Raw genomic sequence first — 26,943 nt, 5'->3', positions numbered from 1 at the left:
CATACCCCCTCGAGCGCCCGATGAAGGTGGTCATCCTGGCCGGGGGGCTCGGCACGCGCATCTCCGAGGAAAGTCACCTCAAGCCCAAGCCGATGATCGAGGTCGGCGGGCGGCCGATCCTCTGGCACATCATGAAGCTGTTCTCCCACCACGGGTTCAACGAGTTCATCATCTGCCTTGGCTACAAGGGCTACGTGATCAAGGAGTACTTCTCCAACTACGTGCTCCACAACGCCGACTTCACCGTCGACCTGGCCAGCGGGTCGATGGAGTACCACGCCACCAACCACGAACCGTGGAAGGTCACCCTGGTGGAGACCGGGCCCGACACCATGACCGGCGGCCGTCTGAAGCGGGTGGCCAAGTACCTGGAGCCGGGCGAGCCCTTCTTCTTCACCTATGGCGACGGCGTGGCCGACGTGGACCTCACGGCCCTGGCCGCCTTCCACAGATCGCACGGCAAGCAGTCGACGGTGACAGCGGTCTCGCCGCCCGGGCGCTACGGCGCGCTCGACATCGTCAACGGCGCGGTGGAGCGCTTCATCGAGAAGCCGCCCGGCGACAACGGCCTGATCAACGGCGGCTTCTTCGTGCTGCAACCCGATGTGGTCAGCCGGATCGCCGGGGACGAGATCCCGTTCGAAACCGCGCCCCTGGAGGGCCTGGCCGCCGACGGCGAGCTGATGGCCTGGCGCCACGAGGGCTTCTGGGCGGCCATGGACACCCTGCGCGACAAGAACCAGCTCGAGTCGCTCTGGGCTTCGGGCAAGGCGCCCTGGCACGTCTGGAAATGAGCCGACCCGATCCCGCCTTCTGGTCGGGCAAGCGCGTCCTGCTGACCGGTCATACCGGGTTCAAGGGCTCCTGGGCGGCGATCTGGCTGGCCAGGATGGGGGCCAGGGTCACCGGCCTGTCCCTAGCGCCGGACCAGACCCCGGCCCTGTTCGACCAGGCCGGCGTCGGCGATCTCATCGACTCCCGCATCGCCGACCTGCGCGATCCGGTGGCGGTTGAGGCGGCGTTGAAGGACGCCGAGTTCGACCTGGTGCTGCACATGGCGGCCCAGCCGATCGTGCGCGCCTCCATCGAGGATCCCATCGCCACCTTCTCCTCCAACATCCTGGGCACCGCCCATCTGCTGCAGACCCTGCGCCGGCAGCCGGCTCTGAACGCGGTCCTGGTGATCACCTCTGACAAGGTCTACGCCAACGCCGAGACGGGCCGGGCCTTCACCGAGACCGACGCGCTTGGTGGCAAGGACCCCTATTCGGCCTCGAAGGCGGCGGCCGAGATCGTCACCCAGAGCTTCGCCCGCAGCTTCTTCGACAAGGCCGGCGTGCCGGTGGCGACGGCGCGAGGGGGCAATGTCATCGGCGGCGGAGACTACTCCCGTGACCGCATCGTCGCCGACATCGTCCGGGCCGGCCAGGCCCAGGGCGTCACGGTGCTGCGCCACCCCGAGGCCACCCGGCCCTGGCAGCATGTGCTGGACTGCGTAGCGGGATACCTGACCTACCTCGAGCGCCTGGCCACCGATCCCGCCGCGCCCCGCGCGCTCAACTTCGGCCCCCGGCCGGGCGGACCGGAGGTGACGGTGGGCGAACTCGCCACGACCGCGGTGAAGGCCCTGGGCGCCAAGCCCTGGCGCCACGAACCCGATCCCCATTCCCTGGAGGCCAAGTCTCTCGGCATCGACGCCAGCCTGGCCCGCCAGGTGCTGGGCTTCGAGAGCCAGCTCGACGCCCCGGTCGCCGTGGAGTGGACCATGGACTGGTATCGCCTGCAGGCCGACGGCGGCGATGCCCTCACCCTGTGCCGAGACCAGATCTCGCGTTACGAAGGTCTCTGATGACTGCTCCGACCTGCCGCTTCTGCCGCGCGCCGCTCACCCAGGACTTTGTGGACCTGGGCCTGCAGCCGCTCGCCAACAGCTATCTGACTCCGGCGCAGCTCAAGGCGGGAGCGGAGAAATCCTATCCGCTGCACACCCGGGTCTGTGGAAACTGCTTCCTGGTGCAGGCCGACGATCCCGTGGCGGCCGACGCCATCTTCGATGACGGGTACGCCTATTTCTCCGCCTATTCCGCGAGTTGGGTCGCCCATGCCAAGCGTTACGCTGACGCGATGGCCAAGCGACTGGGCCTCACCTCCCAGTCCCTGGTGATCGAGGTCGCCTCCAACGACGGCTACCTGTTGCAGCATTTCAAGGCCATGGGTGTGCCCGTGCTGGGGATCGAACCCACGGCCAATACGGCCGAGGTGGCGGTCCAGGAGCGGGGCGTCCCCACCGAGGTCTCGTTTTTCAACGACGCCACGGGGCGCGACCTGCAGGCGCGCGGGATCGCCGGCGACCTGATGGCCGGCAACAACGTCCTGGCTCACGTGCCTGACATCGGGGACTTCGTGGCCGGTTTCCAGCATGTGCTGAAGCCGCAGGGGGTGCTGACCTTCGAATTCCCTCACCTGCTGAACCTGATCGAGCTGGTGCAGTTCGACACCATCTATCACGAACACTACTCCTACCTGTCGCTGCTGGCGGTGGAGCGGGTGCTGCGGGCCAACGGTTTGCGGCCCTTCGACGTCGAGCTCCTGCCGACCCATGGGGGCTCGCTGCGGCTGTTCTGCGCCCATGAGGCGTCGAGCCATCAGGAGACCCAGGCGCTCAAGGACCTGCGGGCTCGCGAGCACGCCGCCAACCTCGACACATTGACGGGCTACCAGGGTTTCACCGCCCGGGTGGAGGCGGTGCGCGCCGACTTCCTCGCCTTCCTCGCCAAGGCCAAGGCGGAGGGCAAGTCTGTGGCGGCCTATGGCGCCGCGGCCAAGGGCAACACCTTCCTGAACTATGCCGGCGTAGGGACGGGGGACATCGTGGCGGTGTTCGACGCCAACCCGCACAAGCAGGACCATTACATGCCGGGCAGCCACATCCCGATCCACGCCCCGAGTAAGGTCGACGAGATCAGGCCGGACTACCTGCTGATCCTGCCCTGGAACCTGAAGGACGAGATCATGGGCCAGCTGGCTCACATCTCCGACTGGGGCGGTCGTTTCGTCACCGCCTCGCCGGAGACGAAGGTCATCAGCTGATGCGGTTCGCAGCCACGGCCATCGACGGCGTGACGGTCGTGGAGCTCGATCCGTCGACGGACGAGCGGGGCTCATTCGCGCGGTTGCACTGCCCCGACGCGTTCGCCGCGGCGGGCCATCCCTTCGTTCCGGCCCAGACCAGCCTGTCACGCAACATCGCCGCCCACACCCTGCGAGGCATGCATTATGAGGCGCCGCCGCGCGCCGAGGTGAAGCTGGTGCGGGTGACGCGCGGCGCGGTCTTCGATGTGGCGGTGGATCTACGGCCCGACAGCGCGACCTATCTGCGATGGGTCGGCGCGGAGCTCTCGGCCGACAACGGCCGCGCCCTGCTGATCGGGGCGGGCATGGCCCATGGCTTCATCACCCTGGAGCCGGACACCGACGTCCTCTACCAGATCGACCGCATGTTCGAGCCCGGCCACGGGCGAGGCGTGCGCTGGAACGACCCGGCCTTCGGGATCGTCTGGCCAGCGCCGCCTGTGGTGATTTCGGAGCGTGACGCGACCTACCCGGACCACGGCGCCTGAGATGGCCCGCGTCCTGCTCACCGGCGCGACGTCCTTCACCGGGGTCTGGATCGCCCAGGGCCTCGCCGAAGCCGGCCACCAGGTGGTCGCGCCGCTGAAGCGGGCCGAGGCCGACTATGAGGGGCTGCGCCGCGACCGGGTGGAGCGGCTGAAGGGCGTGGCCGAGGTCGTCTTCGAGACCCCCTTCGGGTCGCCTGCGTTCCTGGATCTGCTGAAAACCGCCGGCCCCCTGGACATCCTGGCCCACCACGCCGCCGATATCCCGGGCTACCGCAACGCCGACTATGACGTGGCCGCGGGTGTCACCCGCAATCTGACCGGGGCCGGCCTGGTGTTCGAGGCGGCGGCGGCGGCGGGGGTGACGGGTGTGATCGCCACTGGCACCGGCTTCGAGGACGCGGCCGATGGCCTGGCCGTCTCACCCTATGGCCTGTCCAAGCGGCTCACCAATGACGGCTTCCGCCACCTGGCTCTCTGGAGGGGGCTGGCCTTCGGACGCTTCATGATCAATGGGCCGTTCGGGCCGCTGGAGGAGGGACGGCTGGTCTGGTCGCTGTTCCAGGCCTGGTTCGCCGGGAAGGCCGGGATCGTCCGCACACCCGCCTATGTGCGCGACAACATCCCCGTCGTGCTGCTGGCGCGGGCTTATGCGGGCCTGGTGGACGAGATGCGGGCCAATCCGAAACTCGACCGCGTCTGCCGTCCTGCCGGCTATGTCAGCACCCAGGGGGAGTTTGCTCTGCGCGTCGCCCGCGAGGCCTCCGCGCGGCTGGGACGGGATTGCCCGGTGGATTGCCTGGAGCAGACGGCCTTCCCCGAACCGCGCATTGTCGCCAATGACGAGCCGACCCTGGATCGGGCCTGGGACGAGGCCGGTTTCTGGGACGCCTATGTCGACTACTACCGCGAGGTGGAGCGGCGCGGCCTGCTGGGCGCCCCGGCCTAACCCTTCACAGCTTTCTCGATCAGGCCGAAGAAGTCGTGAGCGAACTGGGTCGTCTGGCCGATGGGGCTGGCGCGCATCCGTTCGCGCAGGCCCGCCCGCAGTTCGTTGATGCGGTCGGGGTCCTTGCCCAGCTTCACTGCTGCGGCGATGAAGCCCTCGGTGTCGCGGGCGCAGAGCTCAGGCAGGCCGCCGTTCATCAGGCTGGAATAGCTGAGCCGCTCGAACAGGGTCTCGCCCACCAGGGTGATGACCGGGACCCCCATCCACAGGCTCTCGCAGGTGGTGGTGCCGCCGGTCTGTGGGAAGCTGTCCAGGGAGATGTCCATCTCGTTGTAGAAGGGCAGGTGGGCGCCGCGGACCGCCTCGAAGCGGAGCCGATCGACGCTGACGCCCTCCTCGGCGAAGATCGCGGCGAGGTTCTTGCGGAAGCTTTCCGACCCGCCCTCCGGCCGCACGAACATGAACTTGGAGTTGGGAACCTGGGCGACGGCCTTGGCCCAGGTGCGGACCATGTCGCGGCTGTACTTGTACGGATTGTTGGCGGTGCCGAAGGTGACGTAGCCGTTGCGCGTCACCGGTGCGGGGATCTGCACGGCCACGCGTTCATTGAAGGCGCCCGCGGACAGGGCGAACCAGCCGTGCGGCAGAACGAGCGGCTTTTCGATCAGCAGGCCCTCCCGTTCGGGCAGCATGAAAGGGTCGACGATCAAGTAGTCGATCGCCTTCAGCCCGGCGGAGTGCGGATAGCCCAGCCAGCTCGCCTGGATCGGCGCGGGCTTGTAGCCCATCACCGTGATCTTGTTCATGTGGGTGGAGCCGCCCAGCTCGATCAGCATGTCCAGCTGGTCGTCGGCGATCACCTGAGCGGCGTCCCGGTCACTGATGTCGGGGTTCCAGCGGAAGCCCTGCACCATGTCGGCGATGCGCTTCTGGGTCGGGTCTTCCTGGCCGGTGTAGTAGGAGTAGCAATAGACCTCGAACTTCTCCCGGTCGTAATGCTCGAACAGCGGCAGGGAGAAGTAGGCGACTGGGTGAGCTCGCAGGTCCGAGGACATGAAGCCGACACGGATCTTGCCGTTGGGCGTGCGGGGCGCCGGGTAGGTGAGCGGACGGCGGGCCACCGAGGCCTCCACCAATTGGCCCCAGATGCGGTGCTGATGGACCAGCTCGTCACGGTCCTGAGAGGTACGGACCCGCGCGAGGTGGGAGAGCAGGGCGGTGTGGCGGCCGTTGGAGGCCCACAGGCGGCCCAGGTGCTCGAAGTCCCCCAGGGCGTCAGCGGCGTCATAGTCGGCGACCCGGACGAAGATGTCGCTCGCCACCTTCACCGGACCCGCGCCGCCGCCCACCTTGTCGACGATCGGCTTCAGCAGCTGGTAGGCGCGCTCGAGATTGGCGGCTTCGTCACCGCTGCGGGTCCGCGAATAGCTTTCGGCCAGGGCGAGCTGGAAATCCGCATTGTCCGGCGCCAGCTCATGCGCCTTCTCCAAATGTAGATTGGCCTTGTCCCGGTTGAAGTCGGCGAGGGTCAGGCCGATCTGGTAGTGGATCCAGGCGTGCTCGCCCAATTCGGTCAGGAGGTCGGCGAAGTAGGTCTCGGCTTCCTTGTTGCGCCCGGCGCGGCGCAGCATGACCCCCAGGGACTCGTGCATTCGGTGCTCGTGGGGCAGGGCCGCGACCGCCCGCTCCAGCACAGGCAAGGTCTCAACGGCGCCCTTGGTGTCCGCGGCGAGCGAGGTCAGATCCAGCCAGGCGTCGACATAGTCGGGCTTGAGCTTGACCGCCAGGTTGAAGCGCATCTCGGCCTTTTCCAACTCGCCGGCGAACCAGTAGGCCCGCCCAAGCGAGCGCTGATGTTCGGCGTTGGTCGGCTGCTGGCGGAGGATCTTGGTGAAGATCTCGATGGCCGCCGGGTTCTTCAGGTCATTCAGGATATTGCCGCGGTTGATCTGCGGCGTCAGGTTCTTGGGATTGATCTTGATGGCGCGGTCCAGGGCCTTGAGCCCCTCCGCGTGCCGTCCCAGCCGACGCAGCGCGACGCCCAGAATGTTCCACAGTTCAAGATCGCGGGGATGGTGCTCCGTGGCCACCCTCGCCCAGTGCTCGGCCTGATCGTACAGCTTGCCGCGGATCAGGACCGCCGTGAAGTTCTGATAGATTCGCGGCGAGACGTTGGGGTCCAGCGTCAGCTGTTCGGCCGTCAGGCGAATGCCCTCGGCCCGGTCTCCCGCCCTGAAGGCGGCTTCAGCCGGGGCAAAGCGGTCGTTCGACATCTCGGCGTCCTGTCACGCGTGAGGGCTCGGGAGTCCGAGGCGCCGTCGGCCGCGATTGGGGGTTGGTCATGTGCGGGGCGTTCGCCCGCGGTTGGCGGCAATCTAGAGCGAGGTGGTCGCGGCGCCAACCGGCGTGGTCCTCAGCTCCGATTTTCGCGGAAGCGCCACTTGAGGGCCAGGATCGCGGCCGACAGCGCCAGGCAGACGACGTTGGAGGCGGCCACCGGCCAACTTCCGATAAGAATGCCGTAGGCGATCCAAAGGGCGAACCCGGTCACCGTGACCACATACATCCGCAGGGAGACGGAGGTGGCGTCCTTCTCGCGCCAAATCTTGATGATCTGGGGGGTGAAGCTGGCCATGGAGCAGAGCGCCGCCAGCGTGCCCACGATATCGGTCATCGAGAGATTGTTCATGGCGTGGGCCCTCTTCGAGGCCACAGAACGGGCGTCCACGTCGCGGGTTGCGAAACGCCTGCGAGAAAGGCTCTGGCCGATGGTGTTCCGAGCCAGGGGCAGGCGAAGCCGCGCCCGGTCGTGGGCCGCGGCTTTGCAGGCGGCCTGGACGGGGCGCGATCTCTGTTCTGAGTCTCGGAGGCCTAGAAGGCGATCTGGGATCGCAGGTTCACGGCGCGGTAGTCCTGGCCGATGGCGGCCCCGGCGGCGTTCTTCCGCTCCACGCTGACGTCATAATAGTCGAGCATGAACTTGACGGCGGGGTTGGGGAACCAGTTGACGCCGAGGGTCCAGATAACCTGCTCTCCACCGCGCACCCGCTCGGCGACTATCGGGCTGTTTTCCGCGTAGTTGAGATCGACGGTCGAATAGCGCGCCGCGAGCTCCCACGCGCCCCACTGGCCGTTCGCGCGATCGAAGGGCTTGTCGACGCCAGGCGCGTCGAAGGCCGCTGTCGTGGTGTTGTACTTGCGGCGCTCACCGGTCAGCACCCAGCTGCCCTGAGCATACCAGCCGTTGAAGCTGGGGTCGGAGGCGCCGGCGGCCGGGTTGCGGCGGTCGATCGAGAAATCGACGTACTCGGCCTGGAGGTACAGGTTCTGCTTCTGGGCGGCCAATTCCAGGCCGTAGGCCTGGGCGCCCCTGGCGTCGATCTGCCCGGTGTCCACCAGGCGGGAGCCGTCGACCCGCAGTTCAGGGCGCTCGCGCAGCTGCAGGGCGTAGCGGGTCCCGGCGGCCGCGCCCAGGTCGGTGGGCTGGGCCACGATGCTGGCGTTCGCGCCCACATGAATCATCCAGTCGGCGCCATGGAGCGGTGTGCCCGCGACCCGCAGGGCGTAGCCCTGCTGTTCGTCGAACACCGGGGCGTTGAAGGCCGTGGTCCCGGAATTGAGGCTCTGAACCAGGGCGCCGGTGGCGATGGCGGAAGCGAACCAGCGGTCGCCGTGACCGATGACGCCGGCGCCGATGCGAGTGTCGCCGCCGGCCAGGCCGCGGGCGATGTCGGCCACGGCCGGACGTTCCGGGAACAGGGCTCCGTTGGTGGAGGCAGCGTCTTCGAGGCCGAGTGGCGGCGCAAAGGCGCCGATCCGGAAGCGCAGCGGCTTGAGACCGGAATACTGCACCCACATTTCCTGGATCCGCCCGGAATCCTCTGCGCCGGACCCGCCGAAGTCGAACAGGATATTGTAGTCGAAGGCGCCGAAGACCTTGCCGTCGACGCCGATGCGGGCGCGGCGGAAGTTCCCGCCGCCCGACAGATCGCGGGCGGTGACGGCGGCCGGCAGGCGGTCGTCCTGGTCGTACTTGGCGGTGTCGAGCTGCATCACCCCGTGAAGGGTGGCGGAGAAGGCGCCGTCGGAGGAGGTGATGGTCGGCTTGCCGCCGGCGATGGAGGCCGAGGCTGTCTTGGTGTCGGGCCGCTTGGCGGCGATGCTGGCGCCTGTGGAAACCTTCAGGTCGGCGATCTGGGCCTGCAGCAGCGACAGTTGCGCCTCAAGGGCGGCGATCTTTGCGTCGGTGGCGGGATCGGCCGCGGCCAGGCCGGGCCACGCCAGGACAAGACCTGCGGCCCCCAGAAGCAGTTTCGATTTCAAAGCCATTTGGCCTCTAGCCCCTCGGTTGTCTGAGTTTTCCGAGACTGAGATCCGTGGAGATCGGACAAAGCCTATCGGATAAATAGAGATTGTTTTTGAACCGGTCGTAGATTTCGAGTCGCCCCACCACTTGGGCCGCTGTCATGTCAGTGTCATAAGTCTCGGGCCTGCTCAAACTTTGCAGCCGCGGAGAATCGTTTTGTCGCAGACGCCGCCGCGCGGATGGCTCCGGCTTTCGGGCCCGGCGCTGATCACCGGCGGGCTGGGAATCCTTGCTGTGCTGGCCCTGGGCGCGGGGGGGCTGGCCGAGCCGGACGTGGCCACCTGGACGGCGGCCGCCCTCACGGTGTTGGTTCTGGCGGTGGTCTGGCGAAGCGCCCGTGTGGTCGATCCCGAGGGACAGCCACCCCTGGCGCCCACGCGTCCGCCGCACGAAAACGCGCCGCCCTATGTCAGCATCATCAACGCGCTGCCCGATCCGGTGCTGGTGATCGCCGCCCATGAACCCGATGACCTCACAGGTCGGCGTTTCGTCATGGTGAATGACGCCGCCCGCGACCTGCTGCGGATTCAGTTTGAGGCAGGCCTGCTGGTCACCGCGATCCGCGATCCCCAGGTGCTGGAGGCGGTGGACGAGGCCCTGTTCGGCGGCCTCGACAGTCAAGCGGTCTATGAGATGGGCGGCGCCCAGGCCCGGGTCCTGAAGGCCTTCGCCAAGCCCCTGGGCGAAGCGCCCGACGGTTCACGCCTGGCCCTGCTGGTGCTCCGTGACGAGACCGACATCCGCCGCGCCGAGCAGACCCGGGCCGATTTCCTGGCCAACGCCAGCCACGAGCTACGCACCCCGCTGGCCTCCCTCTCCGGGTTCATTGAAACCCTGCGCGGCCACGCCCGCACCGACGAGGGCGCGCGGGAGAAGTTCCTCACCATCATGTCGACCCAGGCTGAACGGATGGCGCGCCTTATCGACGACCTCTTGTCGCTCTCGCGGATCGAGCTCAACGAGCACATCGCCCCTCAAGGCGAGACCGACCTGGCTTCCGCGGTGATGGATGTGATCGACGCCCTGGGGCCGCTCGCCCGAGAGCGCGGCGTGACCCTGGTTCCATGCCTGCCGCCCCGCGGCGTCGCCGTGGTCTCGGGCGATCGGGACCAGATCGTGCAGGTCGCTCAGAACCTGGTGGACAACGCGCTGAAGTACTCGCCACGCGAAGGATCTGTGAAGATCGCCCTGGTCAGCGGGCTGACCGCGGACGCGGCCGCCGCGCCCTTGAGGGCGCAGTCGGCGCGACTGTCCCTGCTGACGCCCGACCACGGCCCTGATCTCTATGCCGCGCTGCGGGTCACCGACTCCGGTGTGGGCCTGAAGCGCGAGCACCTGCCGCGGCTGACCGAGCGATTCTACCGGGTCGAAGGCCAGAAGAGCGGCGAGCGGTCCGGCACCGGCCTGGGCCTGGCCATCGTCAAGCACATCATGAACCGCCACCGCGGGGGCCTGGCGGTGGAGAGCGTGGAGGGGGAGGGGGCGACCTTCAGCGCGTATTTCCCGCTGGTTCCGGCCTCTCTCGCCCTGCCAGCCGCCCCATCTCCGGGGGCCGTTACAAAACCGTCGTAGAAGTGTCGTAAGCGGACAGTATTGCGCAGGCAGGTTCCGCGCGGCGTGGGATGACCTCCCATCTTGTTCTGGCTTGGGAGCCGCGATGCTCACCTGGATCGCCTTGCTGGCGCTCTTCCTGTTCTCCGGCGCCACCTATGCCTTTGGACGTCACAAGGCCCAGCGCCTGGCGTCGACCGTCAAGCCGGGCTCGTTCCACTCCCTGCCGGGCTATCATGGCAGCTATGTCGCCCTGTGGGCCGGCCTGCCCGCGGCCCTGATCGTCCTGGCCGCGGCCATGCTCGGCGGCCGCATGGAGGCCGCCCTGCTGCGCGCGGACCCGCCCGCCGCGGTTTCGGCGCTGACCCCCCAGGGCCAGAATGTCTTTTATGACGACGCCCGGGCCCTGGCCCACGGCTCGCAGGCTAGCGAGACGGTCTATGCCGGAGACCTGAAGACCGCCATCGAGGCCAAGGCCGCCCAGGCCAAGCGCCTGGAGCAACTCATCCAGTACGGCGCGCTCGCCGCGGGCGTGGTGGTGGGTCTGGCCGGCCTCGCCCTGGCCTATCCCCGCATTGGCCCGACCTTCCGGGCCCGCAACCGGGTTGAGGGATGGATCGCCGTCCTGTTCCTGGCCTGCGCGGTCACCGCCATCCTCACCACCGTCGGCATTGTGGGCTCCCTGGTCTGGGAGAGCTGGCGCTTCTTCCAGTCGGTGTCGCCGGTCGACTTCCTGTTCGGGACCCAGTGGGACCCGCAGATCGCCATGCGCAGCGACCAGTACGCTTCCAAGGGCGCGTTCGGCGCGGTGCCGCTGTTCGCAGGCACCTTCCTCATCATGATGATCGCCATGCTGGTGGCGGCTCCCATCGGCCTTTACTCGGCGATCTACCTTTCGGAATACGCCAATCCCCTGACGCGGGGGGTGGTCAAGCCGCTGCTGGAGATCCTCGCCGGCGTGCCGACCGTGGTCTACGGCTTCTTCGCCGCCTTGACCGTCGGGCCGATCTTCCGTGAGGCCTTCAACGGCCTGGGCGCCCTGCTGATCGGCGGCCCGCTGGACAGCCTCGGCATCTATCTCAGCCAGGTGCAGAACCAGATGGCCTTGGTGGCGGGCGCCGTGATGGGGATCATGCTGATCCCCTTCGTCTCGTCCCTCTCCGACGACATCATGAACGCCGTGCCCCAGTCCCTGCGGGACGGCAGCCTGGCCATGGGCGCCACCCGCTCGGAAACGGTGAAGCTGGTGGTCCTGCCCGCCGCCCTGCCGGGCATCATGGCGGCCATGCTGCTGGCGGTGTCGCGGGCCATTGGCGAGACCATGATCGTCACCATGGCCGCCGGGCTTCAGGCCAAGACCACGCTCAATCCGCTGGACACGGTGACCACCGTGACGGTGCAGATCGTCACCCTGCTGACCGGTGACCAGGAATTCGACAGCCCCAAGACCCTTTCAGCCTTCGGCCTGGGCCTGACCCTCTTCGTAATGACCTTCATCCTGAACGTGATCGCCCTGCGCATCGTCCAGAAATACCGGGAACAGTATGACTGACGGCGCCCTCCCCACGGACAAGACCGCCTTCCGGCAAGGGCTGGAGACGCGTCTGAAGAAGCGCTACGCCCAGGAGCGACGCTTCCGGCTGTACGGCCAGCTGGCGATCGTCTTCGCCCTCGGCTTCCTCGTGATGCTGGTGGGCCGGATCGGCCTGCAGGGCTATTCCACCTTCATCGACTACCAGGTCACCCAGACCATCTATGTCGACCCCGCGAAGGTGAACGCGGCCGACATCGCCGGCTCCAATTTCGACCGGCTTGTGGCCGAACAGATGCTGGCCAGGATGGGCGAGACCGACGACGAGTCCGGCGAGGCGTCGGGCAAGATGATGGACATCATCTCCAACGACTTCGGCTTCCAGCTCCTGGAGATGGTCCGGAATGATCCGTCCCTGATCGGCAAGGAGGTCACCCTGAGCGGCCCCGTGAAAGCCGACGCCGCCCTCTACTACAAGGGTGAGCTGAAGCGCTCCACGCCGCAGGACGAGCGCAAGCTCGACGACCGTCAGCTCACCTGGCTCGACAAGATGCAGGCGTCCGGCGCCGTCTCGAAGGGCTTCAACCTGGACTTCCTCACCAAGTCCGACTCCACCGAGCCGGAACAGGCCGGCGTGCTCGGCGCCGTGGTCGGCTCGGCCATGATGCTGTTGGTGACCGCGGTTCTGGCCGTGCCCATCGGGGTGCTGGCGGCGACCTATCTGGAAGAGTTCGCGCCCAAGAACCGCTGGACCGACCTGATTGAGGTCAACATCAACAACCTCGCCGCCGTGCCCTCCATCGTCTACGGCCTGCTGGGCTTGGCGGTGTTCATCAACTGGATGCACGTGCCCCGGTCCTCGCCCCTGGTGGGCGGGCTGGTCCTGGCGCTGATGGCCCTGCCCACGGTGATCATCGCCACCCGCTCGGCGCTGAAGGCGGTGCCCCCCTCCATCCGGGAAGCGGCCCTGGGGGTCGGCGCCTCGCGCACCCAGACCGTGTTCCACCATGTCCTGCCCCTGGCCATGCCGGGCGTCATGACCGGCGCGATCCTGTCGCTGGCCCACGCGCTCGGCGAGACCGCCCCCCTGCTGATGATCGGCATGATCTCCTTCGTGCCCGGCGTGCCCGAGGGCTTCACCGGGGCGGCCACGGTCCTGCCGGTCCAGGTCTTCATCTGGGAAAATGCCTCGGAGCGCGCCTTCCATGAGCGCACCGCCGCGGCGATTCTCGTCCTCCTCGCCTTCATGATCATCATGAACCTGGCTGCGATCCTCCTCCGCCGCCGCTTCGAACGCCGGTGGTAGTCAGATGATCCGGCGTCAAATCCCAAGGTCCCCCATGCCCGCCCAGCGTGACGACAGCCAGGCCCACGGCTCGGCGCCCGTCCATATCACCGTCGACCGCGCGCACGCCGGCGGTCCCCAGCACGCGATCAAAATCCGCGCCCGCGACGTCAACGTCTTCTACGGTGACAAGCAGGCCCTGTTCGACGTCTCCCTGGACGTGCCGGAAAAGGCGGTGACCGCCCTGATCGGTCCCTCCGGCTGCGGCAAGTCGACCTTCCTGCGTTGCATCAACCGGATGAACGACACCATCCCCGGCGCCACGGTCCGCGGTCGCATCGAACTCGACGGCGAGGACGTCAACGACCGGGCCATCGACCCCGTCATCTTGCGCGCCCGGGTGGGCATGGTGTTCCAGAAGCCCAATCCCTTTCCCAAGACCATCTTCGAGAACGTCGCCTACGGGGCCCGCATCCACGGCCTGACCACCAGCAAGTCCGAGCTGGAGGCCCTGGTGGAAACCTCGCTGAAGAAGGCCGGCCTCTGGGGCGAGGTGGCCGACCGGCTGCACCAGCCCGGAACCGGCCTGTCCGGCGGCCAGCAGCAGCGCCTGGTGATCGCGCGCGCCATCGCCGTCTCCCCCGAGGTGATCCTGATGGACGAGCCCTGCTCGGCCCTGGACCCCATCGCCACGGCGCGGATCGAGGAACTGATCGACGAGCTGCGCAACCAGTACTGCATCGTCATCGTCACCCACTCCATGGCCCAGGCCGCGCGGGTTTCGCAGAAGACCGCCTTCTTCCACCTGGGCAAGCTGGTGGAGGCCGGTCCCACCGGGGAGATCTTCACCAACCCGCGGGACAGCCGCACCCAGGACTACATCACCGGCCGGTTCGGCTAGGGGCACGAGATGAACGAGCACATCGTCAAATCCTACGAAGACGAGCTGAACACGCTGACCGCCGAGTGCGCCCGGATGGGCGGCCTGACCGAGGCCCAGGTCGGCGACGGCATCGACGCAGTGGTTCGCCGCGACACCACCCTGGCCGAGGCCGTTGTCGCCCGCGACGAGCGGCTGGATGTCCTGGAAGCCGACATCGAGCGCAAGGCGATCCGGCTGATCGCCCTGCGCCAGCCCATGGCCAACGACCTGCGCAAGACCGTGGCGGCCATGAAGATCGCCATGAACCTCGAACGCTGCGGGGACCTGGCCAAGAACATCGCCAAGCGCACCCTGGTGCTGACCGAGGCCGAGCCCATGAGCCCCCTGACCCGCTCCATCGAGCGGATGGGCAAGCTGGTCCTGGGCCGGCTGAAGGACGTGCTGGACGCCTACACCGCGTCGGATCTCGACCGGGCGCTCGCCGTCTGGTCCCGCGACGACGAGGTGGACGAGCACTACAACAGCCTGTTCCGCGAACTGCTGACCTACATGATGGGCGATCCGCGCACGATCACCGCCTGCGCCCACATGCTGTTCGTGGCCAAGAACCTCGAGCGCATCGGCGACCACGCCACCAACATCGCCGAGATCATCCACTACGAAATCACCGGGGCCGAGACGATCGGCTCGGCCCGGCCCAAGACTGACGCCCTGGCGAAGGAAATCTGAGAATGATCCCCTACATCCTGGTGGTGGAAGACGAGGACGCTCTTTCCACCCTGCTGCAGTACAACCTCGAGAAGGAAGGCTACGACGTGGCCGTCGCCATGGACGGCGAGGAGGCCCTGACCCAGGTCAGCGAGCGCCTGCCCGACCTGGTGGTGCTGGACTGGATGCTGCCCAAGGTCTCGGGCATCGAGGTGTGCCGCCGGCTCCGCCAGCGCAGCGAGACCCGCAACATTCCGATCATCATGCTGACGGCGCGGGGCGAGGAGAGCGATCGCATCCGCGGCCTCGACACCGGCGCCGACGACTACATTATCAAGCCCTTCGCCATGAGCGAGCTCTCGGCGCGCATCCGCGCCGTGCTGCGGCGCATCCGGCCGGGCCTCGCCGAGGACCGTGTCCATATCGGTGACCTGGTGATCGACCGCGTGGCGCACCGGGTGAAGCGGGCGGGCAGCGAGATCCACCTCGGTCCGACCGAATTCCGGCTGCTGGACTATCTGATGCAGCACCCGGGGCGGGTGTTCTCGCGCGAGCAGCTTCTGGACGCTGTCTGGGGCTCTGACGTCTATGTCGAGGCCCGCACGGTGGACGTCCACATCGGCCGCCTGCGCAAGGCCCTCAACCGCCAGGAGGCCGAGGCCGATCCGATCCGCACGGTGCGCTCGGCCGGCTACTCCCTGGACATGGACGCCTGAATTCAGGCGTCTCGGTGCAGGCGTTCCAGGTGCTCGACCTCGGCGCGTGATCCCAGCATCACGGAAATCCGCTGATGCAGGTCGTTGACCTCGGCGTCGAGGATGGGGCCGTGACCGTCGAAGGCCGCGCCGCCGGCCTGCTCCACCAGCATCGACATCGGGTTGGCCTCGTACATCAGGCGCAGCTTGCCGGCCCGGTCGGGCTCGCGCGCGTCCCAGGGGTAGAGGAAGACGCCGCCGCGCATCATGATCCGGTGGACGTCGGCCACCATCGACGCGATCCAGCGCATGTTGAAGTTCTTGCCCCGGGGTCCAGTCTCGCCCTCCAGGCAGGTCTCGATATAGCCGCGCACCGCCGGCGCCCAATGGCGCAGGTTCGAGGCGTTGATCGCGTACTCCTTGGTCTCCACCGGTATGGTCACGCCAGACCCGGTCTGCAGCCAGTCACCGGTTTCCGGGTCCAGGGTGAAGGCGTCGACGCCGTCGCCAAGGGTCAGGACCAGGGTGGTCTGGGGGCCGTAGACCACGTAGCCCGCGGCGACCTGCGCGCGGCCCTTCTGCAGGAAGTCCGCCAGGACGGCCGGGCGTGGCGTGTCGGCGCGGGGCGCGGGCAGGATCGAGAAGATGGTGCCGATGGAGACGTTGACGTCGATGTTGCTGGAGCCGTCCAGGGGATCAAACAGCAGCAGGTAGCCGCCCTCGGGCGTGAGGTCGCGGACCGGATGGATGTCGTCCATCTCCTCCGACGCCATGGCCATGAGCGCCGGCGACGCGCCGCAGCTTTCCAGCAGCATGTCGTTGGAGATGACGTCCAGCTTCTTCTGGACTTCGCCCTGGACGTTCTGGCTCTCGAGCGCCCCGAACACCTCCCCCAGCGCCCCGCGACGCACCAGGGCGCTGATCTCGGCGCTGGTGTGCACGACCATCGCGATGAGGTCGGCGAGGGACGGGTCGCGGGCCTTGGCGGCCAGGCAGTCGCGGAGGGTGGTGGGCATCAATCGTCCATCGGAAGGCGCCCGCCAGGGGCTCGCGGACCTAAGATCACAACCGGGTGCGATGGGACAAGCCCTGGCGGCTTGACCGGCGTGGCTGGCCGGGCGAAAGCGCGGGTCATGAACATCCTCCTCGTCGGTTCGGGCGGGCGCGAACATGCCCTGGCCTGGAAGATCGCGGCCTCGCCGCTTCTGGGGCGCCTGGTGATCGCGCCCGGCAATCCCGGCATGGCGGCCCTGGGGGAGCTGAGGCCGATCAAGGCCGTGGACGTCCCGGCCCTGGTGGCCCTGGCTCGGGAGATCGCCGCCGACCTGGTGGTGATCGGACCCGAGGTCTCCGTTGAGGCGGGGCTCGCCGACGCCCTGGCTGAGGCCGCTATTCCCTGTTTCGGGCCGGTCGCGCAGGCCGGCCAGCTTGAGAGCTCCAAGGCCTTCACCAAGGCCTTCTGCGACCGTCACAGCCTACCAACCTCGGCCTATGGCGTGTTCGAGGACGCCGCCATGGCCAAGGCCGCCCTCGCCGGCTTCAAGCCGCCCTACGTGATCAAGGCCGACGGCCTCGCGGCCGGCAAGGGCGTGGTGATCGCCGAAGACCTGAAGACCGCCGAGGCCGCGATCGACGACGCCCTTGGGGGCCGGTTCGGAACCGCTGGCGCACGGGTGGTGATCGAGGAGTTCCTGGTGGGCGAGATCGGATCGCTGTTCGCCCTGTGCGACGGCAAGACCTCGATCCTGTTCGGCGGGGCCCAGGATCACAAGCGGGCCTATGACAATGAGCAGGGGCCCAACACCGGCGGCATGGGCACCTATTCCCCCGCGCCGGTCTTCACCCCGGCCCTGATGGACCAGACGCGCGAGCGCTTGGCCGAGCGCGCTTTCGCCGGGATCGCGGCGGAGGGCGCCCCCTATCGCGGCGTGCTGTTCGTGGAGCTGATGGCGACGGCGGACGGCCCCAAGCTAGTGGAATTCAACGTCCGGTTCGGCGATCCGGAGTGCCAGGTGCTGATGCTGCGGCTCGAGAGCGACCTGGTCCCCTATCTGCTGGCCTGCGCCACCGGGACCCTGGACCAGATGCCCGCGCCCGTGTGGCGCGACGAGGCGGCCATGTGCGTCGTCATCGCCGCCGAGGGCTATCCCGACGCCCCCAGGACCGGGGCCGCCATCACCGGGGCCGAGCAGGACTTCGGCCCGGACGTGGTGGTCTTCCACGCCGGGACCTCGCGGGACGGCGACGGAACGCTGCGGGCCAGCGGCGGCCGGGTGCTGAACGTCTGCGCGCGGGGCCCCAGCCTGCAGGCGGCCCGCGACAGGGCCTATGCGGCGGTGGCCCGGATCCAACTGCCCGGCGGCTTCCACCGCTCCGACATCGGCTGGCGCGTGCTCGGCAAGTCCTCCTGATCTTCGAAGTTCCGGTATGAAGATCGCCTCTTGCCTTGCCGTCAGGGCTGGGGGGTCGGTATGGTGTTTTCAAACACGCGTAAGAGAACAAGGGGAACGCCCATGGCCGAAGTCACCGAGCAGGCGCGGGAGCAGCTCAACACCGGCACCAAAGAGGTCGTGGAGAGCCACAAGTTCGACGAAGCCGCCCTGGCCGCCTGGATGGAAGCCAATGTCGCGGGCTATGTCGGCCCCCTGGAAGTCCGCCAGTTCAAGGGCGGGCAGTCGAACCCCACCTACCAGCTGGTCACCCCGAACAAGAAATACGTCCTGCGCCGCAAGCCGCCGGGCAAGCTGCTGCCCTCGGCCCATGCTGTGGACCGCGAGTACAAGGTGATCACCGCCCTGCACACCACCGGCTTCCCGGTGGCTAAGTCCTGGGGCCTGTGCGTCGACGACAGCGTCATCGGCACCATGTTCTATGTGATGGACATGGTGGAGGGCCGCATCCTCTGGGATCAGAGCCTGCCCCAGTACGAGCCGGCCGAGCGCCACGCCATCTACATGGCCAAGCTCAAGACCCTGGCTGACCTGCACAACACCGACCACGAGGCCATCGGCCTGGGCGACTATGGCCGGCCGGGCAACTATATGGGCCGTCAGGTCGATCGCTGGACCAAGCAGTACAAGGCCAGCGAGACCGAACACATCGAGGAGATGGAGCGGCTGATCAAGTGGCTGCCCGAGAGCCTGCCTGAGCAGGAGCGCACCTCTGTCGTCCACGGCGACTACCGCCTGGACAACATGGTGCTGCATGCCACTGAGCCGCGGGTGGTGGCGGTCCTGGATTGGGAGCTCTCCACCCTGGGTGAGCCCCTGGCCGACTTCACCTATCTGCTGATGAACTGGGTCAATGGCGGCATCTCGGCCATCCCGGACCTCAAGGCCCACGGCATCCCGACCCTGGACGAGTACGTCGCTGAATACTGCCGGCTGACCAATCGCGAGGCCCTGCACGACCTCAACTGGTTCTTCTCCTACAACATGTTCCGGCTGGCCGGGATTTGTCAGGGGATCGTGGGTCGCGCCCGCGATGGTACGGCCAACAGCCCGCAGGCTGCGGCCATGGCCCTGCGCGTGCCGCAGCTGGCCAAGGCCAGCTGGGCCTACGCCCAGAAGGCCGGCGCCAAGGTCTAAGGGGCCAGGGCCCTATCCAGCAGCGCTTCGAGGGCGGCCTCGTCCTCGAACACCGCTGCGACCGGCCAGGCGGTGATCTTTGCGCGCCACGCCGGCGGCAGGCGCGCCCAGTCCTTTTCGGTGGTCACCAGCCCCGCGCCGAAGGTCGCCGCGCGGTCGGCCAGGGCCTGCAGGGTGCGTTCGTCATAGGCCCTGTGGTCGGGGAAGGGGGCGAAGTCCTTCAGGTCGCATCCCGAAGCCTCGAGGGACCGTTCCACCTTCCACGGCTTGCCGACGCCCGCGAACCCCACCTGCGGCCCTGGCGGTGGCGGGGCGGTGGGGGCGAGCCGGGCGACCAGCACGGGTTTGCCGGCGAACACCGCCACCAGGTCAGGATCAGGCGCCTCAACGTCCGAGGGCAGCATCAGGATCACCGCGTCTGCCCGGCCGAGGCCCGCGGCCAGGGGCTCGCGCAGGGGACCTGCGGGGAAGACCGCTCCGTCACCCAGGGGCCATTCGTTGTTGCGAGTCTCGCCGTCCACCACCACCAGGGACAGGGTCTTCCGGATCGACGGGTTCTGGTGGCCGTCGTCCATCACCAGGGCCTGGGCGCCGGCCCAGGCGGCGGCCAAGGCGCCGTTGGCCCGGTTGCGCGAGATCCAGATCGGCGCGTCGCCGGCCAGCATCAGCGGCTCGTCCCCCACCTGGGCCGCCGTGTGCCCGGTCGGGTCCACCTGCAGGGGCCCTTCAAGGGATCCGCCATAGCCCTTGGACAGTCCATGCGCATCGACGTGCCGCGCGCGCAGACGCCTCAGCAGTTCACGCACCACGGGGGTCTTGCCCGTGCCGCCGGCGGTGAGGTTGCCGACGCAGATCACCGGCACGCCGGGGTCGATGGGGGTGGTCTTGGCGATCCGCCGCGCCGTCACCGCCGCCCAGATCCAGGACAACGGTGTCAGCAGGGCGCGGCTGACGGGCGCCGGGGCGTGGTCGCGAACGTACCACCAACGGGGCGTGGACAATTTCATGTCGGCAGCAGGGGTTCGAGCAGGCCCATGGCCTGGTCCAGCGCCTCGCCCTGGCGGTCGGCATAGGCCAGGGCCGCCTCGCCCATACGGCGGCCGATGTGGGGGTAGGTGTCCAAGCCCCTCAGATGCCGGGCCAGGTTCGTGCTGTCGGCGGCCTCGATGGCGGCGGCGTGAGCGAAGAGGTCGGCATAGAGGGATGCGGCGTTGAAGGTATGGGGCCCGGTGAGAATCGGCTTTTCCAGGCGGGCTGGCTCCAGGGGGTTGTGACCGCCGATCCCCGGCAGGAAGCCGCCGCCCATCACCACCACGTCGGCCAGGCTGTAGAGCAGGCCCATCTCGCCGAGGGTGTCGGCCACATAGGCGGTGGTCTGGGCCATCAAGGGCTCGCCTGCCGCCCGCCGGGCGACCTCGAAACCGGCCAGCAGGCCCGCGATCGCTTCGCCCCGCGCGGGGTGCCGTGGCGCGATCACCAGCAGGGTGTTTGCGAGACCCGCCTGCCGGAACGCCTCGATGACGATCTCGTCCTCGCCGGGATGGGTGTTGGCGGCGAGGACCACGCGGCGATCGCCGACCGCTGTCTTCAGGCGCGCCAGTTCTGCGGCGTCGACGGGCAGGGCCTCGCCCACCGTCTTGAGGTTCAGGAGCTGCCCCGTGCGTGCGCCGAGGCGCTTGAGCCGCATCTGTGTCTCGGTCTCCTGCGGCGCGATCAGGTCGAAGGCGTCTAGCACCAGCTTGGCGGCGGCGGGGACCTTGGCCCAGCCCTGCGCGCTGCCCTCCGTCATCCGGGCGGAGAGGAGGGCCAGTTTCACCCCACGCTCATGGGCGCCGAGGATCAGGTTGGGCCAGAGCTCGCTCTCCACCAGGACGCCAAGGTCGGGCTCCCAATGATCGAGGAAGCGGCGCACGGCGCCCGGCGCGTCCAGGGGGATGTACTGGTGGATCACCTGGGCGGGCAGGCGTTTGGCCAGCAGCTCGGCGGAGGTCCGTGTGCCCGAGGTGACCAGCAGGACCAGCTCCGGGCGCTTGGCCTTCAGGGCGCTGACCAGGGGCAGCAGGGACATGCTCTCGCCGACACTGACCCCATGAAGCCAGACCAACCGGCCCTCGGGGCGGGTGATGTTGGCGTGGCCCAGCCGCTCCCCCAGCCGCGCGGCGTCCTCCTTGCCGGCCTTCGCCCGCCGGGCCAGCAGGGGCCGGGCGAGCGGTTCCAGAAGACGCAGGATGGCGGCGTAGAGCTGGAGGGAGAGCGGGCGTCTCACACGGCTTCCGCGGGCGAGAGCCGGCAGATCTCGGCCCCGCCGGTCTCCACCTGCAGGGTGCAGTGGCCGATCTTGAACGTCTTCTCGAGACCCTCGCAGGCGGCGTGCAGGAAGGCGTCGCCGTCGGGGTTGTCGGGTCGCGTGACGTGGGCGGTCATCGCCGTCTCGGTGGTGCTCATCGCCCAGACGTGCAGGTCGTGGACGCCGGTGACGCCGGGCAGGGCGTTGAGCCAGCCCCGCACCTCGGCCACGTCGATCCCCTTGGGCGCGGCGTCGAGGGCCAGGTTCACCGAGTCCTTCAGCAGGCCCCAGGTTCCCAGGACGATGACGGCGGCGATGATCAGGCTGAGCGCCGGGTCGATCCAGCCGAGGCCGGTCAGGGCCATCAGCCCCGCGCCGATCACCACCGCCAGGCTGACGGCTGCGTCGCTGGCCATGTGCAGGAAGGCCCCACGGACATTGAGATCGTCGTGGCCGCGCATGAACATCAGGGCCGTCGCCGTGTTGATCACCACCCCGATGGCCGCGACGATCATCACCGGCGCGGTGGCGACATCGGCCGGCTCGGCGAAGCGTCGCACGGCCTCCGAGACGATGACTCCTACCGCCACCAGCAACAGGACGGCGTTGGCCAGGGAGGCCAGGATGGTGGCCTTGCGCAGGCCGTAGGTGCGGTTGGCCCTGGGCGCCCGGCGGGCTAGGACGCTCGCGCCCCAGGCCAGCAGCAGGCTCAGCACGTCGGAGAGATTGTGGCCGGCGTCAGCCAGCAGGGCCAGCGACCCGGACCAGAGGCCCGCGGCGACCTCGGCCAGGACGAAGGCGAAATTCAGCGCCACCCCGACGGCGAAGGCGCGGCCGAAATCCTTGGGCGCATGACTATGGCCGTGGCCGCCATGGGCATGGCTATGCCCGCCGTGATCGTGATGATCATGGTCCTGGTGGGCGTGATCGTGGTGCTCGTGGGCCATGCCCCTATGTCTCACCCCGTGCGCGTCGGATCAATCCGCCGACACCCTCGCCTCGGCCTGACGGGTGGCGGCCGACAGCCTGGCCGCCCAGTCGGCGGTGAGCGCCTCGATGGCCGCGTCGTCGGCGTCGGCGGGAACGTAGTAGGGCCCCTCCCAGATCGCCGAGCCCCGGCCGAAGGGGGCGGCGACCATGGCGGTGTCCCAGCTCCCCAGCCGTTTGGCGGGAGAGACAGCCAGGCCCACCAGCAGCACCGGCGCGCCGGTGCGCCGGGCGATCTGCAGGGCGCCGGGCGCCATCACCTCGTTCGGACCACGCGGGCCATCGGGCGTGACGATCAGCACCCCGCCGCCCTTCACCCAGGCCATGGCCTCGCGGAAGGCGGCCACTATGGCGCGGGCCTTGGCCGAGTCGCCCTTCTTGGCGGAGGAGGCGCGGATGGAGGGGAAACCGTTGTGGGCCATGGCCTGGGCGAAGAACTCGCCGTCGGCGGAGGGCGACACCAGGCAGTGGGCGAGCTTGGTCTGCTTCAGGATAGGGGCGATGGTCAGGGCCACTGGGATGCGGCCGTGCCAGAGCAGGGCGATGACCCCCGGCTCGGCGGTCAGCACGGGCTTCACCGCCGCGAGGTTCTCGTGGCGCCAGCGCACGCTGTGGCGGATCAGGCTCATATAGCCGGCCAGGACCCAGCCCAGGAAGGCCTGCACGGCCGGTCGGCGGATGAACTTCTTCACGCGGCGGTCTCGGCCTCGAGGTCCTGGCTGCGGGCCAGGCGCGCATAGAGGCCGCGCTTCTTGATCAGGGAGTCGTGGTCGCCGGTCTCCACCACCTGGCCCTTGTCGATCACATAGATGCGGTCGGCGCCGCGCACGGTCGACAGGCGGTGAGCGATCAGAATGGTGGTGCGTCCGGCTATCAGGCGGGCCAGGGCGGCCTGGACCTGGGCCTCGCTTTCGGTGTCGAGCGCGCTGGTGGCCTCGTCCAGCAGCAGGATGGGGGCGTCCTTCAGGAAGGCGCGCGCGATGGCGATCCGCTGCCGCTGGCCGCCCGAGAGCCGGGCCCCGGCCTCGCCCACCAGGGTGTCGTAGCCGGCGGGCAGCGAAAGGACGAAGTCGTGGGCGGCGGCGGCCCTTGCGGCGGTCTCGATCTCTGACTGACTGGCGTTGGGACGCGCATAGGCGATGTTGGCGCGGATGGTGTCGTCGAACAGGAAGGGTTCCTGCGTCACCAGGGCGATCTGGGCGCGCAGGGAGGCCAGGGTCACGTCGCGGATGTCCACGCCGTCAATGGTCACTCCACCGTCGGTGGCGTCGTAGAAGCGGGGGATCAGGTTCAGGATGGTGGTCTTGCCGCCCCCGGACGGGCCCACCAGGGCGACGGTCTCGCCGCGGCGGACCTCCAGGGTCACGTCCCGCAGGGTGGGCGGACCGCCGGCATAGGCGAAGCTGACGCCCTTGAAGCAGATCGTGGTCTCGCCGCGGGCCAGGGGGGCGGCCCCCGGCTGCTCCCGCACTTCGGGTTCGACGTCCAGGGCGGCGAACAGGCGGCGCGCCGCGCTCATCCCCTCGGCCATCACCGTCGCCAGGTTGGAGAGCTGGCGCAGGGACTGGGAGGCCAACCCCAGGGCCAGGAGGAAGGCCATGAAGGCCCCGACGTTCATGTCGCCCGACTGCGAGCGCCAGCCGGCATAGGCGATGACGGCCGCCGTGATCAGGGTCATCACCAGCTCGGTGGCCGGGGCGGCGCGGGCCCGCGCATTGGCGCCCTTCACCAGATGCTTCTGGCGGCGCTGCACCACCTCGGCGACCCGGGCCTCCTCGTAGGATTCGCGGTTCTCGATCTTCACCACCCGAACCCCGTCCAGGCTTTCCATGATGGCGGTGGAGAGGGCCGAGGTCTCGGCCATGGCTCCCTTGGCGGCCTTGGTGGTCTTCTTGGAGAACCGGCGCATGATGAAGCCGGTCAGGGGGGCGGCGGCCACCAGGGTCAGGGACAGCAGCAGATCGTTGGAGACCATCACGGTGATGGCGCCGATCACCGTCAGGGCGTGCTGGGTGTAGTTGATCACCCCGGACGTGGCGGCTTCCCGGATCAGGCTGGCGTCATACAGCACCGACGAGACATAGGCGCCGGAGTGCTGGGTCCGCAGGTGGGCGAGGTCGGCGCGAACCAGCTTGCCGAACAGCTGCACCTGCACATCGCCCACCACGGCGTTGCCGATCTGGTTGACCAGGGAGGCCTGGATCACCTGGGCCAGCGCCCGGCCGATGGCCAGGGCGGCGATGGTCAGGGGCACCATCACCAGGGCGCCGGGCTTGTGGTTGACCAGCAGGTCGTTGATCGCCGGCTCGAAGATCTGAACCAGCTTGGCCGACAGCGCCGCCACGGCGATGGCGGCCAGCATGGCGCAGGTCCAGGCCTTCCAGCGGGGCCGCATATAGACCCCGGCGATCCGCGCGATCAGGGCGCGGGCCGAAAGCTCGGGCTCGGTGGTAGGCGCGGTCATCATCCTGGGGTCGGCTGTCAGGGACGGGAAGTCAAGCTTCCGGCGATGCGCTAAGATGCGGCGCCGCATGGATGAGGGAGTGCGCCAGATGAAGATCTACGGACTGCGGATCTGGGTCGATGACATGGCGGCCGCCAGGCGATTCTATGGGGAGACCCTGAGTCTGACAGCCAAGTGGGACATGGAGATGGCGGTCGGCTACGACCTTGGGATCGACCTGATCGTCGAGCGCGACGACGGGAGCCATGAGGACGAGAACCTGGTGGGCCGCTTCGTCGGGACCTCGATCCAGGTGGACGACATCCAGGCGACCTATGAGGCCCTGAAGGCCAAGGGCGTGCCCTTCCTGGGACCGCCGGAGAAGATGCCGTGGGGCGGGACCCTGGCCCACTTCAAGGATCCGGCGGGCAATACGCTCACCCTGCTGCAATAGCTGGGACCACCCGCCGCGCTTCCGTTTGGCGGCGTCACGGCCTAGTTAGGGGCCGAACACCCGGAGCCCCCCTTGGCCGACTTCGATCTCTCCACGCCCGGCGGGCGTATTTCCACGACGCTGAACTATCTCTGGAACGACCACGCCTATCTGCGGCTGGGCTTCTCCAACGCCCACTGGATCAGCGACGAGCTGGTGCGCACCAACCAGCCCTGGCCGTTCCAGCTGGCGGCGTGGCAGCGCCGCGGCGTCAAGACCATCATCAACCTGCGCGGCGGGTTCGACGCCAGCTTCCACGCCCTGGAGAAGGACGCCTGCCAACGGCTCGGCCTGACCATGGTGGACTTCACCATCACCAGCCGCGAGGTCCCCAGCCGCGCGCGGGTGCACGGCGCGAAGGCGCTGTTCGAGACCATCGAGTACCCGGCGCTGATGCACTGCAAGTCCGGGGCGGACCGGGCCGGGATCATGAGCGTCTTCTACATGCACTTCCGGCAGGGCAAGACGATCCGCGAGGCCTTGGAGCAGCTGTCGCTCAAGTACCTGCACATCAAGCAGGGCAAGACCGGGGTGCTGGACTACACCTTCGAGCGCTACCTGGCGGAGGGTGAACCGGCCGGCCAGACCTTCCTCGAATGGGTCGACAGCCCCGCTTACGACGAGGCCAAAATAAAGGCCGATTTCCGCAGCCAGATGTGGGGCCGGCTGCTCACCGAGGGCCTGCTCAAACGGGAGTAGAACCATGCCCACACGCCGCGCCCTGATCGGTGGCCTGATGGCCGCGCCGGCCTGGGCTCAGGCGGCGGGTGACCCGGGCGAGGCCCTGGCGCGGGCGGCTCGCGCTCAGGTGGGCGTCACCACCGGCTATGACCCGGCCTATGTGCGGCTCGCCTATCCGGGGGGCGATGTCCCGCGGACCACCGGGGTCTGCTGCGACGTGGTGATCCGCGCGGCCCGCGACGCCTGGAGGGCGGACCTTCAACAGCTCATCCACGGGGACATGACCCGGCGCTTCGGCGCCTATCCCCAGGCCTGGAGCCTGGCCAAGCCTGACACCAATATCGACCATCGCCGGGTGCTGAACCTGGAGACCTATTGGGGGCGGATGGGCGCCCAGATCTGGCGCGCCAAGCGGCCGGCTTTCGGGCAGGGATTTCCGGAGCCTCTGGCGGTGGGCGACATCCTGACCTGGCGCCTGCTGATCGGCGACCGGCCCCATGTGGGTATAGTCACGGCCACCGGCGGGCCCACCCGCGTGGTCCACAACATCGGCCAGGGTGCGCGGGAGGAAAGCCTCGGCATCCTCCTGCAGCTCAAGCCGGTGGGCCACTATCGCTGGCGGCCGCGCCCGGCCTAGTGGTCGTGATGGTCGTCCTTGTCGGGCTCAAGCAGCTTGTGGGCGTGGATGATGAAGTAGCGCATCAGGGCGTTGTCCACCGTCGACTGGGCCTTCATCCGCCAGGCGGCGACCGCCTCGGCGTGGCTGGCGTAGGCGCCCACCAGATCGACCTTGGTCAGGTCGCGAAAGGTGTTGTGCTCGAGGTCTTCAAGTTCGCCACCGATGACGAGGTGCAGGAGCTGCTTGTCGGGCATGGCTGAG

General features: G+C 68.4%; 26 protein-coding genes. 16 read left to right on the top strand and 10 right to left on the bottom strand.

Annotation, left to right across the window (positions count from 1 at the left end; genetic code table 11):
- The first annotated feature begins 20 nt into the window (after positions 1-20).
- Genes rfbF through OCL97_RS14385 form a run of 5 tightly spaced genes read left to right on the top strand, consistent with a single transcriptional unit; the run spans position 21 to position 4,566 of the window.
- Entirely contained in the window at positions 21-794 is a 774-nt protein-coding gene (gene rfbF / locus OCL97_RS14405; RefSeq protein ID WP_305762605.1) for a glucose-1-phosphate cytidylyltransferase, read from the top strand.
- On the top strand, positions 791-1,849 hold the full coding sequence (rfbG, locus tag OCL97_RS14400; RefSeq protein ID WP_377370616.1) for a CDP-glucose 4,6-dehydratase: 1,059 nt from the start codon (positions 791-793) through the stop codon (positions 1,847-1,849). Before rfbF ends, rfbG begins: the two co-directional genes overlap by 4 nt.
- Entirely contained in the window at positions 1,849-3,090 is a 1,242-nt protein-coding gene (locus OCL97_RS14395; protein WP_377370615.1) for a methyltransferase domain-containing protein, read from the top strand. Before rfbG ends, OCL97_RS14395 begins: the two co-directional genes overlap by 1 nt.
- Positions 3,090-3,620 carry a dTDP-4-dehydrorhamnose 3,5-epimerase family protein gene (locus OCL97_RS14390; protein ID WP_377370614.1) on the top strand — a complete coding sequence of 177 codons (531 nt, stop codon included), beginning with the start codon at positions 3,090-3,092 and terminating at the stop codon, positions 3,618-3,620. The genes OCL97_RS14395 and OCL97_RS14390 overlap by 1 nt, the downstream gene beginning before the upstream one ends.
- A gap of 1 nt (position 3,621) precedes the next feature.
- Positions 3,622-4,566, top strand: coding sequence for an NAD-dependent epimerase/dehydratase family protein (locus tag OCL97_RS14385; protein ID WP_377370612.1), 945 nt, complete (start codon positions 3,622-3,624; stop codon positions 4,564-4,566).
- Here OCL97_RS14385 and OCL97_RS14380 read toward each other — a convergent pair.
- The 3 genes from OCL97_RS14380 to OCL97_RS14370 all read right to left on the bottom strand — a co-directional run bounded on the left by OCL97_RS14380 (position 4,563) and on the right by OCL97_RS14370 (position 8,895).
- Positions 4,563-6,839, bottom strand: coding sequence for an O-linked N-acetylglucosamine transferase, SPINDLY family protein (locus tag OCL97_RS14380; protein WP_377370611.1), 2,277 nt, complete (start codon positions 6,837-6,839; stop codon positions 4,563-4,565). The two genes, OCL97_RS14385 and OCL97_RS14380, sit on opposite strands and share 4 nt — an antisense overlap.
- 140 nt (positions 6,840-6,979) lie before the next feature.
- On the bottom strand, positions 6,980-7,255 hold the full coding sequence (locus tag OCL97_RS14375; RefSeq protein WP_305337591.1) for a SemiSWEET family sugar transporter: 276 nt from the start codon (positions 7,253-7,255) through the stop codon (positions 6,980-6,982).
- A gap of 182 nt (positions 7,256-7,437) precedes the next feature.
- On the bottom strand, positions 7,438-8,895 hold the full coding sequence (locus OCL97_RS14370) for an OprO/OprP family phosphate-selective porin (protein WP_377370610.1): 1,458 nt from the start codon (positions 8,893-8,895) through the stop codon (positions 7,438-7,440).
- A 187-nt stretch (positions 8,896-9,082) separates the two neighbouring features.
- Here OCL97_RS14370 and OCL97_RS14365 point away from each other — a divergent pair, with 187 nt between their 5' ends.
- The 6 genes from OCL97_RS14365 (at position 9,083) to phoB (ending at position 15,606) form a co-directional block, all read left to right on the top strand.
- Positions 9,083-10,504, top strand: coding sequence for a sensor histidine kinase (locus OCL97_RS14365; protein WP_457852599.1), 1,422 nt, complete (start codon positions 9,083-9,085; stop codon positions 10,502-10,504).
- Between the two features lie 85 nt (positions 10,505-10,589).
- The gene (gene pstC / locus OCL97_RS14360; protein WP_377370608.1) at positions 10,590-12,035 is read left to right on the top strand and encodes a phosphate ABC transporter permease subunit PstC; all 1,446 of its coding nucleotides are present in this window, start codon (positions 10,590-10,592) and stop codon (positions 12,033-12,035) included.
- On the top strand, positions 12,028-13,320 hold the full coding sequence (gene pstA / locus OCL97_RS14355) for a phosphate ABC transporter permease PstA (RefSeq protein WP_377370607.1): 1,293 nt from the start codon (positions 12,028-12,030) through the stop codon (positions 13,318-13,320). The genes pstC and pstA overlap by 8 nt, the downstream gene beginning before the upstream one ends.
- 34 nt (positions 13,321-13,354) lie before the next feature.
- Complete coding sequence (gene pstB, locus OCL97_RS14350; protein WP_305337586.1) at positions 13,355-14,200, top strand: phosphate ABC transporter ATP-binding protein PstB; 846 nt, start codon at positions 13,355-13,357, stop codon at positions 14,198-14,200.
- A 9-nt stretch (positions 14,201-14,209) separates the two neighbouring features.
- Positions 14,210-14,911 carry a phosphate signaling complex protein PhoU gene (gene phoU, locus OCL97_RS14345; protein WP_304777021.1) on the top strand — a complete coding sequence of 234 codons (702 nt, stop codon included), beginning with the start codon at positions 14,210-14,212 and terminating at the stop codon, positions 14,909-14,911.
- A 2-nt stretch (positions 14,912-14,913) separates the two neighbouring features.
- Positions 14,914-15,606, top strand: coding sequence for a phosphate regulon transcriptional regulator PhoB (gene phoB / locus OCL97_RS14340; RefSeq protein ID WP_305337585.1), 693 nt, complete (start codon positions 14,914-14,916; stop codon positions 15,604-15,606).
- 2 nt (positions 15,607-15,608) lie between these two features.
- On the opposite strand, the gene OCL97_RS14335 is transcribed toward phoB, so the two are convergent.
- On the bottom strand, positions 15,609-16,601 hold the full coding sequence (locus OCL97_RS14335; protein WP_377370606.1) for a class 1 fructose-bisphosphatase: 993 nt from the start codon (positions 16,599-16,601) through the stop codon (positions 15,609-15,611).
- A 117-nt stretch (positions 16,602-16,718) separates the two neighbouring features.
- Here OCL97_RS14335 and purD point away from each other — a divergent pair, with 117 nt between their 5' ends.
- Together purD and OCL97_RS14325 are read left to right on the top strand one after the other, a co-directional pair.
- Positions 16,719-17,996, top strand: coding sequence for a phosphoribosylamine--glycine ligase (gene purD, locus OCL97_RS14330; protein WP_377370605.1), 1,278 nt, complete (start codon positions 16,719-16,721; stop codon positions 17,994-17,996).
- A 102-nt stretch (positions 17,997-18,098) separates the two neighbouring features.
- Positions 18,099-19,172, top strand: coding sequence for a phosphotransferase family protein (locus OCL97_RS14325; RefSeq protein ID WP_377370604.1), 1,074 nt, complete (start codon positions 18,099-18,101; stop codon positions 19,170-19,172).
- Here OCL97_RS14325 and lpxK read toward each other — a convergent pair.
- Genes lpxK through OCL97_RS14300 form a run of 5 tightly spaced genes read right to left on the bottom strand, consistent with a single transcriptional unit; the run spans position 19,169 to position 24,910 of the window.
- Positions 19,169-20,179, bottom strand: coding sequence for a tetraacyldisaccharide 4'-kinase (lpxK, locus tag OCL97_RS14320; RefSeq protein WP_377370602.1), 1,011 nt, complete (start codon positions 20,177-20,179; stop codon positions 19,169-19,171). The genes OCL97_RS14325 and lpxK overlap by 4 nt on opposite strands.
- A complete protein-coding gene (locus tag OCL97_RS14315; RefSeq protein WP_377370601.1) occupies positions 20,176-21,438 on the bottom strand; it encodes a 3-deoxy-D-manno-octulosonic acid transferase in 1,263 nt (420 codons plus the stop codon). The genes lpxK and OCL97_RS14315 overlap by 4 nt, the downstream gene beginning before the upstream one ends.
- Positions 21,435-22,406, bottom strand: a complete 972-nt coding sequence (locus OCL97_RS14310) for a cation diffusion facilitator family transporter (RefSeq protein ID WP_377370600.1) — start codon at positions 22,404-22,406, stop codon at positions 21,435-21,437. Before OCL97_RS14310 ends, OCL97_RS14315 begins: the two co-directional genes overlap by 4 nt.
- 30 nt (positions 22,407-22,436) lie before the next feature.
- Entirely contained in the window at positions 22,437-23,138 is a 702-nt protein-coding gene (locus tag OCL97_RS14305) for a lysophospholipid acyltransferase family protein (RefSeq protein ID WP_377370599.1), read from the bottom strand.
- Positions 23,135-24,910 carry an ABC transporter ATP-binding protein gene (locus OCL97_RS14300; protein WP_377370598.1) on the bottom strand — a complete coding sequence of 592 codons (1,776 nt, stop codon included), beginning with the start codon at positions 24,908-24,910 and terminating at the stop codon, positions 23,135-23,137. Before OCL97_RS14300 ends, OCL97_RS14305 begins: the two co-directional genes overlap by 4 nt.
- Positions 24,911-24,998: 88 nt before the next feature.
- Between OCL97_RS14300 and OCL97_RS14295 the strand changes: the two genes are divergently transcribed.
- The 3 genes from OCL97_RS14295 to OCL97_RS14285 all read left to right on the top strand — a co-directional run bounded on the left by OCL97_RS14295 (position 24,999) and on the right by OCL97_RS14285 (position 26,700).
- Positions 24,999-25,343 carry a VOC family protein gene (locus tag OCL97_RS14295; protein ID WP_305663863.1) on the top strand — a complete coding sequence of 115 codons (345 nt, stop codon included), beginning with the start codon at positions 24,999-25,001 and terminating at the stop codon, positions 25,341-25,343.
- Positions 25,344-25,415: 72 nt separating this feature from the next.
- A complete protein-coding gene (locus OCL97_RS14290) occupies positions 25,416-26,081 on the top strand; it encodes a fused DSP-PTPase phosphatase/NAD kinase-like protein (protein ID WP_305703838.1) in 666 nt (221 codons plus the stop codon).
- Between the two features lie 4 nt (positions 26,082-26,085).
- On the top strand, positions 26,086-26,700 hold the full coding sequence (locus OCL97_RS14285) for a DUF1287 domain-containing protein (protein WP_377370597.1): 615 nt from the start codon (positions 26,086-26,088) through the stop codon (positions 26,698-26,700).
- Here OCL97_RS14285 and OCL97_RS14280 read toward each other — a convergent pair.
- A complete protein-coding gene (locus OCL97_RS14280) occupies positions 26,697-26,936 on the bottom strand; it encodes a DUF4170 domain-containing protein (protein ID WP_304777036.1) in 240 nt (79 codons plus the stop codon). The two genes, OCL97_RS14285 and OCL97_RS14280, sit on opposite strands and share 4 nt — an antisense overlap.
- Between the last annotated feature and the right edge of the window lie 7 nt (positions 26,937-26,943).

This window comes from Phenylobacterium ferrooxidans, from assembly GCF_042714595.1.
GTDB lineage: Bacteria > Pseudomonadota > Alphaproteobacteria > Caulobacterales > Caulobacteraceae > Phenylobacterium > Phenylobacterium ferrooxidans.
This window is presented reverse-complemented; position numbering and strand designations above follow the sequence as displayed.